Genomic DNA, 16,555 nt, shown 5'->3' with positions numbered 1-16,555 from the left:
CTACCTCCTGTCCTTGCTATGTAGCACGACGACATAACCATCTGGGCAAGTTACCGAAACTTCCCTATCTATATATTCGTTAGAAGCGTACACTTTTTTAAAGAAAAAATTCTCCTCTGTCAATTCGTACTTGGCACCAAGAATAGTCAGCTGGCTATCCCGAACTGGCATAAAAGCAAGATAGTCGTAGTCTGAACGGGGCTCTAGCTGACTGGTCCCTTCTGGACAATAGGCAATCAAGTTTTGCCCATCCTCAATCGCTATCTGGCGCATAAAGGATGTCAACTTGGGATTGCTAGGCAGAAAGACATTAGCCAGCATATGGTCAATTCGACCACCCAAAGCCCCAAAAATAGTCACCTGAGCCTGAGAATTTTGCTCAAAGATGGTCAAGAGAGCCAATTCCAGATCCGTATCATCCTTTTCTGGCTGGGCTTGGGCAAAATGCCGGGCACGTTTTTGAATCAACTGACGCTCTTCTGCAGTTACCGAATCAAAATCGCCAACTGCTAGAGCAAGAGGAAGTTTTTCCTCCAAGACCCAGAGCGAGCCCCGATCCACACCGACAAAGGAATCAAAGTCCGTCCGGTAGTGACCACGGTCTCCGCCTGCAAAAACGGCAACCCTAGTCCAGTTGTTTTCTGAGAGTTTGCACTCGTTCATTGACATCTCCCTTAAAGACATAGGATCCTGCTACAAAAACGGTCGCACCAGCTTCTTTGGCTTGAGCAATAGTCTGGTCATCAATACCGCCATCAACTTCAATCTCAAAGCTCAAACCTTTTTCCTCACGAAGGGCAACCAACTCACGAATCTTATCCATGGTTTCAGGTAGAAAGGCTTGCCCGCCGAAGCCAGGGTTAACCGTCATGACCAAGACTTGATCAACTAGATGAAGCACGTGCTTGATAGCCTCGACAGGTGTCCCAGGATTGATGACAACCGAAGGTTTAACACCAAGCAAACGAATCTTTTGAAGAGCTCCATGGATATGAGACGTTGCTTCTACATGGATACTGATGATGTCTGCCCCTGCACGCACAAAATCTTCTAGATGATGCTCAGGATTTGATACCATCAAGTGGCAGTCAAAGACCATCTTGCTATGGGGGCGAAGAGCTTCGACCACACCTGCACCAAAACTGATTTGTGGCACAAAGTGACCATCCATGATATCGATATGGGCATACTCTGCCCCAGTTGCTTCTAGGCGTTTGATTTCACGTTCAAAGTTGGCATAATCTGCTGCCAGAATTGACGGAGCAATCTTGTATTGAGACATAGGTTTCTCCTTATTTTGGAATTTTTTTGCTGACTTTTTTATAGGTTTCTCTGCGATTTTCAATTTCACTGAGGAATTGCAGGTAGTTGTCAAAACGGAAGGTCGCAATAGCGCCTTCTTCTACAGCCGGCTTAATCGCACAGGACGGTTCATGGGTATGAGTACAAGTACGGAACTTGCAGTCTCGACTGACACTAGCAATCTCTGGAAAGGCCTGATTGAGGTCTTCAGCCGTTGACACTTCATAATCCAGTGATGAAAAGCCTGGTGTGTCCGCGATTTTACCCCCATTGAGGTTGTAAAAACTAACAGCTCGAGTGGTATGACGACCGCGACCTAGACTGTCTGAGATTTCTCCTGTTTCAAGATTGAGGTCTGGGGCGATTTTATTGAGGAGGGTTGATTTTCCCACACCTGTCTGCCCCATAAAGACCGTCACTTTTCCTGTCAATAAGGGCAGGAGTTCCTCCTTACTGGTCACAAAGTCATAACCAATGTCACGATAGGTTTGTTGATAAAAACTTAATTCTTCCCTATCTTCCAGCAAATCCATTTTAGAAATATAAACGATGGGGTGGATACCCTTGTGCTCCAGAAGAACCAAGAAACGATCCAGCAAATTGCTGTTGAAGTCCGGCTCCTTGACCGACATGATAACCACGGCTTGGTCAATATTGACAATAGGCGGACGGACGAGACTGTTTTTCCGTTCATGAATCTTGAGGATATAACCTTCGGAATTTTCCTCTGCAGAAAAATCTACCCAATCCCCAACATAGGGCGTGTGGCCTTTTTTGCGGAAATTTCCACGCGCACGTGTCTGATAGACTTGGCCATCACTCTCGACATAATAGAATCCTGCCAAGGCTTTAATGATTTGTCCCTGCATCTTAGAGTCCTTGTCCTTTAAGCGCATCTGCTAGACTGGCAAATTCTTCTAAGCTGAGAGCTTCACCACGCACAGATGGTGACAAACCTGCCTGGTCCAGAGCCTTGGTCAATTTATTCTTGATTTCTTCGGTCTTCCCAAAGTAGCCTGTTAAGTTGTTCCATAGGGTCTTGCGACGATGAGTGAAACTAGCCTTGGAAACCTTAAAGAAGAGCTGCTCATCTTTTACTGCTACAGCTGGTTCTGGACGACGTACCATTTTTAAAATGGCTGAGTCCACATTTGGCGCAGGCACAAAGACCGTACGAGGCACGATGAAGGCAACCTTAGCTGTCATATAATACTGCACAGCAATCGACAAGCTACCGTAAGCCTTGGTATTTGGCTTAGCAGAGATACGATCTGCCACTTCTTTTTGCATCATGACCACAAACTCACTAAAAGGAATCCCACTCTCGATCAAGTGCATGAGAATAGGCGTTGTGATATAGTAGGGCAAGTTGGCAACTACCTTAATCGGCAGGTCTGGATTTTTGAAATTCTGGATATGCTGAGCTAGGTCAACTTTTAGAATGTCCTCGTTGACTACTGTTACATTGTCAAAATCACGTAAAGTATCTGCTAAAATTGGCACCAAACGGTGGTCAATCTCAAAGGCCATGACTTGAGCTGCACGCTCAGCCAAAAACTCTGTCAAGGCACCAATACCTGGCCCAATTTCGATAACATTGATCTGGTCATCAATTTCAGCCGTATCCACGATTTTTTGAAGAATATTGGTATCCGTCAAGAAATTTTGCCCGAAGGACTTTTTAAAAGTAAAACCGTGACGCTCCAGCACTGCCTTGGTCACGCTATAATCTGCAATTCTCATTTATTCTCTTTTCTATTTATTAGCTAAAAATAATATATAAAACCCACATAATTACTGGTGCCAACAAAATCCAAAACACTAAAAGAACACGAGACTTGTTCCCTTTTGAATCAGCTCCAGTCGTATCTAGCACTTTCTTATCTTCTTGGGGGTTCATTTTCTTCAGTTCATCCTGATAGGCAACCGAATCTAGAATATTGTCTTCTGGTAATAATTCTGAAGCATAATAATCAGGAAAACCCATAGCAAGACCAATTAAGTTCTTTTCTGTCACAGAAAAATCTAAATCTTTGGGTTGATTTTCCCGAATAGCTCGTATATTTTTTAACAGTTTATCAGAAACAACAGACACTTGGTCCATAAAAACAACATCTAAAAGATCAAATCCGAGCACATCCCCGTCTTTGACATTTGCAAGAATATAACGGACAAAGTCATCATATAGTTGCACGGATTGCGGGGCATTATCTTCTAAAAAAGATCGGTTTTTGAGGGCATTCCGCTGGAATTTTTCAATAGAAAGTAAGATATCTACATTCTGCTCTTGGTAAAACTTTTCTGCTTCCTCTTCATCTTCTTCCAGTTTTTCTGCTGTTTCCCAGAGAGCAATAGGAGCTTTTAAATCTTCTTCATCCCAAAACAATTGCCAAAAATAGGGTATTGTGTAAATTCCCTCTGTTAGAATACGGGCTTCATCTCCGTTTTTTAAGTAAATATAACTTCTATTTGCCATATCATTTCCTTTCACAATCTTTGAAAAAGGTTAGTGGTTCAAGTAGGATGTAGATAAAACTATAAAGTTTCCAATTTTTCATGCCCAATCGAAAACCTAGACTTCATTTAAAAAGATGTTTCATAAAAGCACCAAGGGACGATAACAATACATGACCAGTTCAACCTCGGTCAGGACATCATCTGCAATTCTCATTTATTCTCTTTTCTAATATAGTATGCTTCCGGGGTATAATGATAGAGCAAAACAAATAAGGGGGTCTCCGTAATTCCTTCCAACATCTCTTTTAATACTCCATCTGAATGGATAATCTCTCCTGTTTTAGTGAAATAAACACCTTGTTCACCATTCCGATTACGGAGTTCCCAGGCCACATTATTTCCTTGAACAGACCGCAAATAACCTTTCTTTTCTAGAAAGTCAAAAAATTCTTTCACCGTCATATCTTCAGGAATCTCAAATTCTGTCTCATGGGGCAGTACATCATCCCCCATACACACAGACTCTCTGTCAACTTGTATTTTCATTTCGATCTGTCCTTATAAGTTTCTATTTGAACGCTATCAAAATAAATCTAAGTACCTCTATTGTAACACATTCCCTTTGTATTTTTGGGCTATCTAGCTATTATCATAACTTTCCATAGCTTCTTCCACTTCTACCAAGGTTACGCCAAACAACTCTAAACGCTTGAGGAGTTGCTTGCCGTTAGAATAGCCGATGCGGAGCTGTTCACCTAGATACTCTCTGCGCCTACGACTGTCTGCTCCCGCCAAGAAACCTAGGCGAATCAAGTCACCACGACTGATGTCAAACTCGTTCTCGTTTTCAAATTTCTCTGTCACTTGAGCCAGCGCTGTTTTTAGATCTTCGTAGCTGGCGTGTTCGATTCCCAGAGAACGTCCCTTGGACTTAGATTTGGGAACAGCCTCATCTCGCTTGAGAAAGGCATGCTGCACTGTTGGAATGGCCGTCATAATCATACGCCGAATCCGCTCCCCATTAAAATCTGGATCTGTAAAGACAATGACTCCATGCAATTCATGCAGACGCTGAATGCGTTCTATATCCTGGTCATTTATTGCGGAACCTCGTGTCTCATAGGTTTCCACGTCAAAGTAACGTTTGAGATTGGCCGTGTCATCACGCCCTTCGACCACGATGACTTGGGAAATTTTTTCTTTCATTACTTGCTGTCCAATCCAAAGATACGCTCTGCATTTGCAGTCGTTGCTGCTGCTAATTCCTCGGTCGTCATCCCACGCAAGTCGGCAATAAAGTCCACCACATAGCGTGTGTAAGCTGTTTTATTCTCACGGCCACGTTTAGGAACAGGAGCCAGGTAAGGGGCATCCGTCTCTACCAAAATCTTGTCCAAAGGAAGTTCCCTAGCAACCTCTTGGATATCCGTCGCTTTTTTAAAGGTCACCACACCTGAGAAAGAAATAGTCATTCCAAGCTCGACAAACTTCTCAGCCCACTCCAAAGAACCTGAAAATGAGTGCATAATTCCACCACGAGGACCAACGCCTTCGCTCCTGATAATCTCATAAGTATCTTCTAGCGCATCACGAGTGTGGACCACAAAAGGCAAGTTCAAATCCTTAGACAGCTGAATCTGACGACGAAAAACCTTCTCCTGAACTTCCTTAGGTGCTGTCATCCAATGGTAGTCCAGACCAATCTCACCTAAAGCGACAACCTTGGGATGCTTTAGATTTTTAAGCAAGTAAGCTTCGACCTCGTCTGTGTATGTCCCTGCTTCCGTTGGATGCCAGCCAATAGTTGCGTAGAGTTGCTCATACTCATCTACCAACTCTAGGGCACGTTCAATAGTCGGTTTATCAAAACCAACAATATTCATCTGTGTCACACCCATCTCAGCAGCCAAGGCGATTTCTTCTACCTCACGTCCTGCAAATTCCTCTACATTTAAATGTGTATGCGTATCAAAAATATCCAAACTATATTTCCTTCTCTTTCCTCAATGTTCCTTAGCTACCAAAAGAAAAGACTTTCTCTCTTCTATACTTCCCTATACTTCCCCTAGTTTCTATTCACTTTGGTTAGTACTTGGTTAGTTCTATGGTTAGCATCTACAGATGAATTTGATTAAGTTTCTCTCTCAATTCATCTTGTATATTTTTTGTTACATGACTATAGATCCTTAAAGTGATAGATTCATCTCTATGTCCAACTCGCTCCATAATAGCCTTTATGGGTATCCCTAGTTCAGCCAATAAACTAATATGCGAATGTCTAAGCATGTGAATATTATAGGATCTGTGCCCACCCAACACTACTTCACAAATATTTTTGATAAATCTATATAATAAAGGCTGTCTCATAATGTTACCTTGCTCAGTCACAAAGATGAACTCCTCATCAAAACAGTTACTACGAAAGTACTCGATAATTTCCAAGCAACGTTCACTTAGTACTATCGTCCTGACAGAACCTACTGTTTTCGTTGTCTGTAAGATTCTCTCATCATATCCATGAGCAACATAATCTATTGTATGATCAATTGTTAAAAGATTCGCTTTGAAGTTTACATCTTGATAGCGAACCCCTATAAACTCTGCAAAACGAAGACCAGTTAAAAAGATAAATTCCATTGCCAAAGCATAACGCTTATCTTTATTGTGACTTTCACAATACGATAAAACCTGTCCTAGTTCCTCTCTACTAATGAAATTATCCTTAGCTTTTTGCAACTTCTCATAGTCTGCTTTCTGCTTCGGAATTACCACCCCTTTAACTGGTGAGTCAGAAATATATCCGACCTTTACAGCATAATCAAAGATACCATTCAAGTATATTTTTCGATTTTTTCTTGTTGAATTTTGAACATTCAAATTCATTAGATATGTTTGAACTAGCTGAGTGGTGTAATCTGATATTCTCAAATTTCCTACTGCTCCCATGAAAAGCTCTAAACTTTTCATCTCACTTCTATAACTAGAAGATTTTATCTCACTGGAACGAATCGTTTTCCATTCTTCCAATAGTTGACTAAAAATCATTTCTTCTAGTTGTTTCTTTTCAACTTCCTCTTTTGTAGGGGCGGTTAGAAGTTTTTCGATTTTTAGCGCTAAACGACGTTTTGCTTCTGCTTGAGAAACTCTAGATTTTGATTTTAGAGTCACAGAGACTTGCTTCCACTTTCCCTCTCGTTCATGATAGAATTTCTCATAATAACGGTATTTACCATTATCTAATTTTTTAAAAAACATTTCTTCTCCTTGTACTTTTAAAGCAAAGGAAAGCTATGTAGCATAGCTTAATTATAACATAACTACATAGCTTCCTCATATTTCTTTTGTTTATAAAGAAGAAATTCCTTATAACCTTCAACATTTATATATACTCTCTTATGAGAAGGCTTCAAAATGTATCCTTGGAATTTTTCATTTCTTCGCATTTCTGTTAGATCATTGTTTAAGGTTTTTAACGGAACATCAAATAATTCCGTAATCCCTTTCTTGCTTTTATATATATTTTTCATAAATTTCTCCTATTCTGATATAATAGGGATGGTAAAAGAGATTCTCTTTTATTACCTACTTAGCTTGTCAGTTGCTCCGCTAAAAGTGTCTGACAGGCTTTTATGTTATCATAAAACTCGGTAGTATATTCTTTCACACCATAAGGAGTATCATGTTTTGTAGTACGTGAAAATGTCGGAGGACTGTTAATTTTATAAGTTTCCATAAGCTCACCCTTTGTTGTTGTCATTTCCAAAGGCTTTTTAATTCCTCTGCTAGTTCGATAAATTCTGATACCCTTGGGGTACATGTATAGGCGCGCACCTTTTATAATTGCTTTGTTTTGTGAACCCTCATCACCTATCTGCAAATTAGACAAATAAGCAATCAAATAATTCCCAACCTTATCAGCTCTCTTTAACCTCTTGGTCTTTGTAAAACCTTTCCCCCACATCTTGGCAAGGTCATTGTTAGGAATTGTTAGTTCGGAATCGTTCTTTAATAACACATGCAAATGCCACCTTCCACTAGCTTGTGGTTCAATGACCGTAATATAATCAACATTTCCAAACTGATTACGAATGCGTCGAATGAACGCTTTGAAATCCATGTAAACTATAGCCGGATCGGTAACATGGTCTCGATAAGTCAACGTTATCCATAACTGGTTGATACCTCCCGTAAAATTATGAGCTACTAGACGGCGTAGTTTTTTCATAGTCTGTTTAGTAGACTTCAAATTATCGAGTCGTGTACTACTGGAAGTATCCATAGCGTGAATTTCTCCGGTCTCAAGATTTACGTAACGCTTGCCTTCTATCACTTTGATAATTTGTTCTTGTTGGCCGTTGGCTGTAGTCATTTCTACGGTATCACCATAAACATAGGCTTTAACCAATTTATTGGGAAAAATTTGATTCATAATGTCACCTTTCGTTGTGCTAATGTTTGACGCTTATCAAGTTAATGAGTCAAACTAACGATGTTTAAATTTATTCCATGGTTTATTGACAATAGGAACCCTAAGATTATAAAACTGATTGTGTTGGCACGACGAACAAAGTTCGACCGCACCACCACAACCAGTCTAATTCATCTTAGCCTACTGTCAACAACTTTCACGGCATAAAATTAACCATCTAAGACCACGGATGCTTCAATTTGAACAACGCCCCCTTTATCGTTCGTTTATCTGATTCATTACAGATGATGAACACTAGATAGCGTAAACCATGCTTTAGATATAGATCAGCGAGACCATGAAGAGCATATTTGTGCAAATAAAAGATTCAAGTATCCTGTATCCTTAATAGAACTTCTTGGGGTAGCTCTCCAAAAATTTGAAACCGAAAAACTACACACCTAGCTCCAAATTCTCGAATCCCATGGTTATCCATTGTACATACAGGAACTCTTTCATCTGCTACGTGCACTCTCTGGACCGACTTGCTTCCATCGGCTTGAACAACTTCCTGAGCTTCGTAAATTGGAACTAGTGTATATGCAAACTGATTTTCCTGAATATTTTCTTTCACTAATTCTACCAATACATTTTGCGTAGAAGCTAGAAATCTATTCCAGTTTTTTTGATTTTCTTCTATCTGGACTTTCCTCTGGTACTCCTGAAGTTTTCTGCCACAAAGATGACAAACTTCCTTAATACCTTCAAAAATCTTCATAGGTATTTCTTCGATAATCGACGGCATATTGACCTCCTTTAAAGTTCGACTACTTCATTGACTTTTGCAATCAAACTAAGCTGGTTACGGTACTCTCCATATACAACAGCCTTCTCAATATCTACAATTTCTACAGTTGTGAGCATTGGTTGATACGAGTCATAATCCTTCATCGATGCTAGTGGAACTTTTACAGTGAGTTGCTCTCCAATATTATTTTTTTCGTTTGGATAATCACTGTCATCGGAAAAGATAAGTACGCCCACTTTTACCCCTTTTTCAATTTCTGAACCAGTTTCACTTTTTTCTATCCACCTTTTGGCGGACACAAAACGTAGTTCTTTGCGAGAAAGGAACCGTGACGCATCAAACTCTGTAAAATGAGTTAAGTTCTTAAGTGCCATAATTCAATACCTTCTTTCTAAACTTAAAAGTAAATCGTCTACTTTTAACGAAATAAATACTGTGACGATTACAGATAGCAACATTTTAAAATCACCTCCTTGCTTATAAGGAGAAATTTTAAAAGAATTCGGAGGAGATTCTTAATTTTTTAATTCTTTTCGCAGAATCTCTATAATACGCTCATAGTGTCTTTTGACAGTTTTGTCAGTAAGCCCGAATTCTTTTGAAAGACTTGAGTACGATTTACCTTCTAAAACTACTCCATATAGAATTTTTCTATCTCTTTCACTCAGCAATCTCTCAATAGCATTCTTTATAATAGCAATTTCTTCTTTTTTAATTAGGAGAGACAATGCATCTCTATTATCTGCTATCGTATCTAGTAAAGGATCTGTATCACCTGAACCACTATCTAAACTACGAAGACCATAAGAACGATCTTTTCTACATGAATTCTCATAGGGCTGGTTTAATAAGTTATCTACCTTAGCCCAATCACCAGATAATACAGCTTTATTAATTGCTTCTTCTCTACGTTGTTCTACTTTTGTTAAATCTACCATATGTTGGTACCTCCTGCTCGGGTTTACCAACCATACAGAGTTTGTCTTCTCACGCTATCGCCAGTGGAAAAAACTTAGTAGTCATTTTAGATAAAAACAGTCAGATGTATAAAAAAAATAGCAGTTATACAAAATCGTATAACTGCTATTCATTTTTTAGAGCCAAATCTATATGCTATTTGTTTTTTTATTCAATTATTCTTTTAGTTCTACTTTTTCTAGTTCCATTACTGCGTTATTCTCTTCATTTGAGGTATCATTCTTCAAAAATCCCATGAATACTTTCTTACCATGTTCAACTGGAATAAAGAATTGCTCTCTATCCAAATTAACATATATTTTTTCTGTATCCTTTATCTTATAGCCTCTACTTTCCATGATTTCAATAATTTGTTCTTTTGTTTTCAAATTCTGAACAGTATTAGTAAATGATTCATATGAAGTTAAATAAATCACCTTGTCTCCTACAATAATTCTATCACTTGAAAATTTAATGTTAGGCAATCTATCTATATTTTTTTGATTTTCTTCCACAGAACCCTTATTCCCATAAACCTTCGTAACACGATAAGTTCCGCTGATTTTTGTATTTACTAATGGTACTAACTCATACGGCACAGCTGTATTCTCACCAAATATATCAAGATATACCATCTTATGTTGATCTATCTTATACAGGATTCTTCCGTAACGTTCTTGGTCTTTATTATCAAGTAATGAAATAAACTTCAAATCTTCTTTTTTGATATCACTATTTTTTAATATCTCGAAATTTTCCTTAAATGATTTGACGATATCTTCTTCCGAAAGTTTAGTTTTTGTGATATTTTTAAAATCAGAATATGAATCATGAATAGTTACATCATAATTAAATACTTCATTATTTTTTAGCATATAGTCAATTTTTAATTTATCTGAACCTGAAAATTCCCAAACACTAGTTTTAAGTCCTACTGAACCCCACTTCTTATCAAACAAATTATCACTTGATGAATTTTCGGAAAAATAATTAGATATGCTTATACCTGCAGCGGCAAAGATACCCAATATAACAATCGTAAGTAATATGACCCTCACTAAACTAAATTTTTTAGTTTTTTTGCCATTCTTACTATCCTTTTTACCTTCTTCGTTTTTCTGCTTTCTCATATATCTTATTCTCCTTGATTTTTGTATCTATTCTATTAGCAAAACCTGAGTTTATTTCTTAATAATCTATGTTATTTAGATATTTTTGAAATTCCTCTTTTTTCATGTACTGTGGACTAGGCATTTTAGGTATTCCTTCAATACCTTCAAAAATCTTTGAAACAACTTCTAAGGCAATCCAATTAAAATTGGTCTGTTTTTCTATTGTTTCATTTATATTTTTCCACTCTGTGGGAACCATATACGAGAGATCTTCGGGGAGTTTAGGATAGGTTCCTTTTTCAATAATTTTAGAAAGAAAGCCGTATTCTCCATTCGGCAATGTTAGTAACACATAACCAACATTTCTCTGGTACAAGTCCGATTCTGTCGTAAATAAAACTTTTCCACCATTATTTTTTGCAAAATAATAATGAGCTTCTAAGCTACCTAACTGAGAATATTTCTTCTCACCATTTCCCATGTCCCATTCTTGTAATTTATACACAGCTATTTCTTCTGCCATGTTATTGCTCCTTTTGTATTGTTTTTTATCTATTTTAACACAAAATAGTACGATGCGCTATACTATGTTGATATTTTGGACAGCTAACTGTACTTAAAAAATCATATAAAGGATAGTAGAATAGTACAAAAGAGGAAATTACAGATGGAAGCTAATCAATTACAAAAATACATAGCAGAGCGTATAAGAGAATGTAGAAAAGAACAGAATCTCAGCCAAGAACAATTATCCAATCAAGCTGGACTAGGTATTAAAGCAATACAAAACATCGAGAATATGAAATACGATTTTAAAATACACACACTTGAAAAAGTGCTTACTGCTTTAGGAATGACCGTAGAAGACTTCTTTAATTTCCCACTCTCAAATAATTACGTCCCTATAACTACATTGATCGATAACATCTCAGATTTATCTCACACAAAAAAATTAAAAATCATTTCTTTGTTCAATGAAATTGTTAAAAATATAGATTAAAAGAGGAACTCTCAATGAATTCCTCTTTTTGTATGCTACTTTAACTTTCCTTTGGTTAGTTTTATGGTTAATTTGTGCCTCAATAATGTCATGAGTCCTTAAACTTCACTCCAAACACTCTAAGTATGAGTATCAAAAATCATTTCTCTTAACCTCATTCTTCCATCTATTATACCAAAAATAGCATCCCTCGGCTTGGAAAAATATCCAAAAACCAGTCATTCTCCCTTGACTGCCCTTTTTCAAAGCAGTATAATAACACTTATTGAAATTTTCATCAAAGGAAAAGAAAATGTTTAGAAAATTAAAATATACCTTTATCGGTCGACCACTCAAGTCTCTCACAGACGGCGAAGGGGGATTACTTGGAAAAATGCAGGCACTTGCAATGTTATCCAGTGATGCCCTGTCTTCTATTGCCTATGGACCTGAACAAGTCATTCTCGTTTTAGTCAGTCTCTCTCCTCTCGCTATTTGGTGGAGCCTCCCTATCGGTATTTTTGTCCTCTTACTGCTCGCTAGTTTGACCATTTCCTATCGTCAAATCATCCACGCCTATCCCCAAGGTGGAGGAGCTTATATGGTCACTCGGGAAAATCTCTCTCCTGAACTAGGCTTGATTGCAGGGGGCAGCCTCCTTGTTGACTATATGCTGACAGTAGCCGTATCCGTTGCTTCTGGAGCTGATGCTATTACTGCAGCCATCCCTGCCCTCCATCCCTATAATCTTCATATCTCTATTTTCCTAGTCTGCCTGCTCATGCTCTTGAATTTAAGAGGATTAAAAGAATCTGCCAGCTCTCTGATGATTCCCGTCTACCTCTTTATCTTCAGTACCGTCTTTCTCTTGCTTTATGGGTTCTTTCAACTATTTACAGGTTCCCTAAACTATCAGGCGACTTCAACCATTGGACAAACTGTTCCGAGCCTTTCCATCGTTCTCCTACTAAGAGCCTTTACCAGTGGCTCTGCCTCTCTGACAGGGGTTGAAGCTATTTCAAATGCGGTACCATTTTTTAAAACTCCGAAAGAAAAGAATGCTGCTCAGACTTTGACCATCATGTCGCTGATTTTAGGATTTCTTTTTGCAGGCATTACCTTCCTAAACTACTGGATGGGTATCACGCCTCAACACGGAGAAACCATCCTCTCGCAAATGGCCAAGGGTATTCTTGGTGATTCATTCTTTGGTCATGCTAGCTACTATCTCTTCCAGTTCTCAACAGCCTTGATTCTAGCTGTAGCTGCAAATACTGGCTTTTCAGCCTTCCCTATGCTGTCCTACAATATGGCCAAAAACAAGTACATGCCTCATCTCTTTATGGAAAAAGGGGATCGCCTTGGCTACTCCAACGGTATCTTAACTCTGGCCTTTGGGGCTATGATCCTTCTTCTCATTTTTAATGGGAATACTGAACGCTTGATTCCTCTTTATACTATCGGGGTCTTCGTTCCCTTTGCCCTTTCTCAGACTGGGATGATTCGCCATTGGAAAAAGGAAAAAGGAGTAAACTTCTTAAAATCTGCCTTCGCTAATATCCTTGGGGCCATCATTTGTTATGCCATTGTCCTCATTTTACTCCTCTTCAGACTGGGTGATATCTGGCCATTCTTCCCAATTATTCTAGTCTTAACCTTCCTCTTTTTGTCCATCCACAACCATTACCAAAAGGTGGCTAAACAACTACGACTCTACGAAGGAATTGAAAAGCGCACTTATGATGGTAACCTTGTCCTTGTCCTAGTAGGAAATGTTACTCGAGTAAGTGTCGGAGCCATTAACTACGCTCAAAGTATCGGTGATGAAGTGTTGGCCATGCACATTTCTACTAAAGAAACTGCCGAAAAAGACCAAGAAATTCTTCAGGAATTTGCCGATTACTTCCCAAGTATCACTCTGAAGAATATCAACACCAGCTACCGCGACATCATCACCCCTAGCGTCAAGTATGTCAAACGAATCGCCCAAGAAGCTAAGCAAAAAAACTACACCGTTACAGTCCTTGTACCGCAGTTTATACCTAACAAGCCTTGGCAAAATATCCTGCACAATCAAATGAGCCTCAAACTAAAATACGCTCTCAGATGGCACGAAGACGTCGTTGTCGCTAGCTACTCTTATCACTTAAAAGAATAAACAAAAACTCAAAATCAGTAACTTATATCTGGTTTTGAGTTTTTTGCATGTGACCTTTTAAATGAGCATTCCATGAATTCCATCTGAAATGACCGATTTCGTGGACAATGCACCCTTTAAGATAAAAACAAAAGCCAGTAGACTCGAGTTCCTACTGACTTCTTTGCTGAATTTGTTTGGATTATGCAGCCAAAACTTTGCGTCCTTTACGACGACGAGCTGCCAATACGCGACGACCGTTTTTAGTTGACATACGGTTACGGAATCCGTGTTTGCGCGCACGACGAATTTTACTTGGTTGATAAGTACGTTTCACGATGAATACCTCCTCATAGATTTTGTATTCGTTTAGCCGGCTATAAAGTGATCAGTTACTAAACATACTTTACTATTCTATCTGATTCTGATACTTTTGTCAATAGCTCTAGGCAAATGTTTCCAGCTTTTTCTAATGTAAGCCCTATCTACGATACTGTTTCAAGAAACGAGTCATCTTTTCTTGAATTTGTGCTAATTCATCCACACGAGGAAGGTAAACGATACGGAAATGGTCTGGTTCTTGCCAGTTGAAACCGCGACCATGAACCAAGAGAACCTTCTCTTGCTTCAAGAAATCAAGAACAAACTGTTCATCATCATCGATGCGGTACATATTGCGGTCAATTTTAGGGAAGATATAAAGTCCGGCTTTGGGTTTAACAGCAGATAAACCAGGTATATCTTGGATGGCATTGTAAATGAAGTTTCTTTGCTCGTAGATCCGTCCACCAGGAAGGAGCAATTCGTCCACCGACTGGTGCCCACCTAGCGAGGTTTGCACGACTTGCTGGGCCAAAACGTTAGAGCAAAGGCGCATGTTAGACAGCATATTAAGACCTTCAATATAGCCCTTGACATGTGTCTTAGGTCCAGATAAGACCATCCATCCTATACGGAAACCAGCGATACGGTGAGATTTTGAAAGACCATTCATGCTGACACAGAAGACATCTGGAGCCAGACTAGCTACTGAGACATGCTCATGACCGTCCATGACCATACGGTCGTAAATTTCATCCGCAAAGATGATCAAGTCGTTTTGACGTGCAATCTCGATAATCTCCAACAAGAGTTCCTTGGGATAGAGAGCTCCTGTCGGATTATTTGGATTGATGAGAATAATAGCCTTGGTATTTGAAGTGATTTTTGACTTGATATCGTCAATATCAGGGTACCATTCTGCAGCTTCATCACAGATATAGTGGACGGCATTTCCTCCAGCTAGGCTGACAGCCGCTGTCCAGAGAGGATAGTCTGGCATAGGTACCAAGACCTCATCTCCATTGTCCAAAAGCCCCTGCATGGACATGACAATCAGCTCACTGACACCATTTCCAAGGTAAATATCATCAATATCCACATTTGGGAATTTCTTCAGTTGGCAATACTGCATGATAGCCTTACGGGCTGAGAAAATCCCTTTAGAATCAGAGTAACCTTCGCTATCACGCGCATTCATAATCAAATCATGAATGACTTCATCTGGCGCTGTAAAGCCAAATTCTGCTGGATTCCCTGTATTCAGGCGTAAAATCTTTTCTCCATTTGCTCGCATACGCATGGCTTCTTCTAAAACAGGACCACGGATATCATAAGCAACATGCTCTAGCTTGCTAGATTTGTTAAATTCTTTCATCTTTTTTCCTCAATTCGTCAGGATAGTAACATTATACCACTAGAAAGTCGCTGCGACAAGCTTCCATAAACAAGGAAGTAAAAGAAAAAATGGACAATGGGAATTCTCACCAATTCTCTTTTCTTTTATTTCTATATACGCACTAAGTCTATGACCAACAATATGGTTTAAAATATGATTTTTACTTTACTTCTTTAGTGAAAAGGGTTACAATAAAAGTAAGAAAATTTCAGGAGGTTTCATTATGGCACAACGTTACCAAAATGTTATGGTCGCAATTGATGGTTCTAAAGAAGCGGACTTGGCTTTCGTCAAAGGTGTTTACACTGCTCTACGCAATGAATCCAAGCTCACCATTGTCCATGTTATTGACACACGCGCTCTTCAAAGCGTATCTACCTTTGATGCTGAAGTTTACGAAGAACTCCAAGCCGACGCTGAAAGTATGATGAAAGAGTATGAAAAGCGTGCAAAAGATGCTGGTTTAACGGATATCCACATCGTCATCGAAATGGGAAATCCCAAAACTCTCCTCGCTCGGACGATTCCGGACGCAGAAAATGTTGACTTGATTTTAGTTGGTGCTACAGGTCTCAATGCCTTTGAACGCCTCTTAGTCGGTTCTTCATCTGAATATATTCTCCGCCATGCAAAAGTCGATTTGCTGGTCGTAAGAGAAAGTGAAAAAACATTATAATT

The 16,555-nt window shown here is 39.0% G+C and carries 20 protein-coding genes and 1 pseudogene; 3 read left to right on the top strand and 18 right to left on the bottom strand.

Going from position 1 to position 16,555, the window contains the following annotated elements; genetic code table 11:
* The 16 genes and pseudogenes from HMPREF1518_RS08410 to HMPREF1518_RS08335 all read right to left on the bottom strand — a co-directional run bounded on the left by HMPREF1518_RS08410 (position 1) and on the right by HMPREF1518_RS08335 (position 11,567).
* On the bottom strand, positions 1–663 hold the full coding sequence (locus HMPREF1518_RS08410) for a thiamine diphosphokinase (RefSeq protein ID WP_033585500.1): 663 nt from the start codon (positions 661–663) through the stop codon (positions 1–3).
* Positions 626–1,282, bottom strand: a complete 657-nt coding sequence (rpe, locus tag HMPREF1518_RS08405; protein ID WP_033585498.1) for a ribulose-phosphate 3-epimerase — start codon at positions 1,280–1,282, stop codon at positions 626–628. The genes HMPREF1518_RS08410 and rpe overlap by 38 nt, the downstream gene beginning before the upstream one ends.
* A gap of 10 nt (positions 1,283–1,292) precedes the next feature.
* Entirely contained in the window at positions 1,293–2,171 is an 879-nt protein-coding gene (rsgA, locus tag HMPREF1518_RS08400; protein WP_033585496.1) for a ribosome small subunit-dependent GTPase A, read from the bottom strand.
* 1 nt (position 2,172) lies between these two features.
* On the bottom strand, positions 2,173–3,045 hold the full coding sequence (gene rsmA / locus HMPREF1518_RS08395) for a 16S rRNA (adenine(1518)-N(6)/adenine(1519)-N(6))-dimethyltransferase RsmA (RefSeq protein ID WP_033585494.1): 873 nt from the start codon (positions 3,043–3,045) through the stop codon (positions 2,173–2,175).
* A gap of 19 nt (positions 3,046–3,064) precedes the next feature.
* Entirely contained in the window at positions 3,065–3,778 is a 714-nt protein-coding gene (locus HMPREF1518_RS08390; RefSeq protein ID WP_033585492.1) for a hypothetical protein, read from the bottom strand.
* Between the two features lie 191 nt (positions 3,779–3,969).
* Positions 3,970–4,305 carry a hypothetical protein gene (locus tag HMPREF1518_RS08385; protein WP_033585490.1) on the bottom strand — a complete coding sequence of 112 codons (336 nt, stop codon included), beginning with the start codon at positions 4,303–4,305 and terminating at the stop codon, positions 3,970–3,972.
* Between the two features lie 93 nt (positions 4,306–4,398).
* Positions 4,399–4,965: a ribonuclease M5 gene (rnmV, locus tag HMPREF1518_RS08380; protein WP_033585489.1), complete on the bottom strand. Its 567-nt coding sequence runs from the start codon at positions 4,963–4,965 to the stop codon at positions 4,399–4,401.
* Positions 4,965–5,735 carry a TatD family hydrolase gene (locus HMPREF1518_RS08375; RefSeq protein ID WP_033585540.1) on the bottom strand — a complete coding sequence of 257 codons (771 nt, stop codon included), beginning with the start codon at positions 5,733–5,735 and terminating at the stop codon, positions 4,965–4,967. Before HMPREF1518_RS08375 ends, rnmV begins: the two co-directional genes overlap by 1 nt.
* Before the next feature lie 139 nt (positions 5,736–5,874).
* The gene (locus HMPREF1518_RS08370; protein WP_033585488.1) at positions 5,875–7,014 is read right to left on the bottom strand and encodes a tyrosine-type recombinase/integrase; all 1,140 of its coding nucleotides are present in this window, start codon (positions 7,012–7,014) and stop codon (positions 5,875–5,877) included.
* A gap of 62 nt (positions 7,015–7,076) precedes the next feature.
* Positions 7,077–7,286 (bottom strand): hypothetical protein, encoded by a 210-nt coding sequence (locus HMPREF1518_RS08365; RefSeq protein WP_033585487.1) that lies wholly within the window; start codon positions 7,284–7,286, stop codon positions 7,077–7,079.
* A gap of 51 nt (positions 7,287–7,337) precedes the next feature.
* Positions 7,338–8,188: pseudogene (locus HMPREF1518_RS08360) on the bottom strand (rolling circle replication-associated protein).
* Between the two features lie 367 nt (positions 8,189–8,555).
* A complete protein-coding gene (locus tag HMPREF1518_RS08355; RefSeq protein ID WP_231458946.1) occupies positions 8,556–8,972 on the bottom strand; it encodes a hypothetical protein in 417 nt (138 codons plus the stop codon).
* 11 nt (positions 8,973–8,983) lie between these two features.
* Entirely contained in the window at positions 8,984–9,349 is a 366-nt protein-coding gene (locus tag HMPREF1518_RS08350) for a hypothetical protein (protein ID WP_033585486.1), read from the bottom strand.
* 141 nt (positions 9,350–9,490) lie between these two features.
* Entirely contained in the window at positions 9,491–9,913 is a 423-nt protein-coding gene (locus tag HMPREF1518_RS08345; protein WP_033585485.1) for a sigma-70 family RNA polymerase sigma factor, read from the bottom strand.
* A gap of 195 nt (positions 9,914–10,108) precedes the next feature.
* Complete coding sequence (locus tag HMPREF1518_RS08340) at positions 10,109–11,062, bottom strand: hypothetical protein (RefSeq protein ID WP_033585483.1); 954 nt, start codon at positions 11,060–11,062, stop codon at positions 10,109–10,111.
* 58 nt (positions 11,063–11,120) lie between these two features.
* Positions 11,121–11,567, bottom strand: a complete 447-nt coding sequence (locus HMPREF1518_RS08335; RefSeq protein ID WP_033585481.1) for a hypothetical protein — start codon at positions 11,565–11,567, stop codon at positions 11,121–11,123.
* A 144-nt stretch (positions 11,568–11,711) separates the two neighbouring features.
* Between HMPREF1518_RS08335 and HMPREF1518_RS08330 the strand changes: the two genes are divergently transcribed.
* Positions 11,712–12,044 (top strand): helix-turn-helix domain-containing protein, encoded by a 333-nt coding sequence (locus tag HMPREF1518_RS08330; protein ID WP_033585479.1) that lies wholly within the window; start codon positions 11,712–11,714, stop codon positions 12,042–12,044.
* A gap of 292 nt (positions 12,045–12,336) precedes the next feature.
* Entirely contained in the window at positions 12,337–14,181 is a 1,845-nt protein-coding gene (locus HMPREF1518_RS08325; protein WP_033585477.1) for an APC family permease, read from the top strand.
* Positions 14,182–14,362: 181 nt separating this feature from the next.
* Here HMPREF1518_RS08325 and rpmH read toward each other — a convergent pair whose 3' ends face one another.
* Both rpmH and HMPREF1518_RS08315 read right to left on the bottom strand, forming a co-directional pair.
* Positions 14,363–14,497 carry a 50S ribosomal protein L34 gene (rpmH, locus tag HMPREF1518_RS08320; RefSeq protein WP_000831902.1) on the bottom strand — a complete coding sequence of 45 codons (135 nt, stop codon included), beginning with the start codon at positions 14,495–14,497 and terminating at the stop codon, positions 14,363–14,365.
* A 144-nt stretch (positions 14,498–14,641) separates the two neighbouring features.
* The gene (locus HMPREF1518_RS08315; protein WP_000657745.1) at positions 14,642–15,856 is read right to left on the bottom strand and encodes a pyridoxal phosphate-dependent aminotransferase; all 1,215 of its coding nucleotides are present in this window, start codon (positions 15,854–15,856) and stop codon (positions 14,642–14,644) included.
* A gap of 244 nt (positions 15,857–16,100) precedes the next feature.
* Between HMPREF1518_RS08315 and HMPREF1518_RS08310 the strand changes: the two genes are divergently transcribed.
* Positions 16,101–16,553 carry a universal stress protein gene (locus tag HMPREF1518_RS08310; RefSeq protein ID WP_000079164.1) on the top strand — a complete coding sequence of 151 codons (453 nt, stop codon included), beginning with the start codon at positions 16,101–16,103 and terminating at the stop codon, positions 16,551–16,553.
* Positions 16,554–16,555 lie beyond the last annotated feature (2 nt).

Origin of the sequence: Streptococcus sp. SR1 (assembly GCF_000526075.1) — a bacterium.
In the GTDB taxonomy this organism is placed as follows: Bacteria; Bacillota; Bacilli; order Lactobacillales; family Streptococcaceae; genus Streptococcus; species Streptococcus halitosis.
The sequence above is the reverse complement of the archived record's forward strand: the minus strand, read 5'-3'. Positions and strand labels throughout refer to the sequence as shown.